General features: G+C 37.2%; 2 protein-coding genes. One reads left to right on the top strand and one right to left on the bottom strand.

What is annotated here, in order from left to right:
• Positions 1–233 precede the first annotated feature (233 nt).
• Positions 234–377, top strand: a complete 144-nt coding sequence (locus BWI92_RS27570; RefSeq protein ID WP_176464555.1) for a hypothetical protein — start codon at positions 234–236, stop codon at positions 375–377.
• A gap of 26 nt (positions 378–403) precedes the next feature.
• Here BWI92_RS27570 and BWI92_RS26340 read toward each other — a convergent pair.
• Positions 404–801, bottom strand: a 398-nt coding sequence (locus tag BWI92_RS26340) for a DUF192 domain-containing protein (RefSeq protein ID WP_141234944.1), incomplete at its 5' end; no start/stop codon positions are given.

The raw sequence follows: 801 nt of genomic DNA, 5'->3' as shown, positions 1-801 counted from the left end.
CAGGCAAACCAAGCATTCGTCCTAGTGTAAATATATAACTTTGATAACGACGTCGGCGTCAAAAGTTTTTAAGGTAAAAGCTCTAAAAGCAAAATCACTCCTCCAATTAAGTCCTTTATATACAATTTCATTCCAASMWAGAAATCCTTATCAGAAATTATGGACAGATATATCATTGGCGTAGAGCCGACGGCGAATCAATAGCAAAGGCTTTACTTCGTCCTGCCAAATTGTTGGATTATACTTATTCGGCAAGTGAAGAGGCTCAAGGTGAAGGAATAGCTTTTTCAAGAACTGGAACAGATTATTATACGATTGGAGAGGCAACAGATTACAAACTTCCTGTAAAGCTTTTTAGATATGCTAGAAAAAAATAGGCAAGCTTAGCTTGCCTATTTTTTGTTTAAAACGAAATTTTATCTCCCTGCTTAATGCCGTTTCGTTGACAAAATCCTGCGTTTACTTCCAACACATACTGAGCTGGTTTGTAGGAAGGAATTGCTTCTTCTGAGAAAGGTGGGCGATTGGGTTGTATCGTGATGACTTCCTTATTAGAATTGATAAATAGGAGGTCTAATGGAATAAAGGTGTTTTTCATCCAGAAGCTTCTTTCTTGACTATCTGGAAAAACAAACAACATCCCACAAGTATCTGGCATGCTTTTACGATACATTAATCCTTGAGTAGTTTCGGCATCATTATCGGCAATTTCGATACTAATTTTCTTCTGAATTTTCGGAAAAGTTAATTCTCCTTCTTTTTTGAAAGCAGGTTCGTTCGAAACAACCCCAGATGGAGCAG

It is taken from the genome of Flectobacillus sp. BAB-3569 (genome assembly GCF_002270355.1).
GTDB lineage: Bacteria > Bacteroidota > Bacteroidia > Cytophagales > Spirosomataceae > Flectobacillus > Flectobacillus roseus.
Note: the sequence above shows the minus strand (reverse complement) of the source record. Positions and strands in the feature narration are given on the sequence as shown.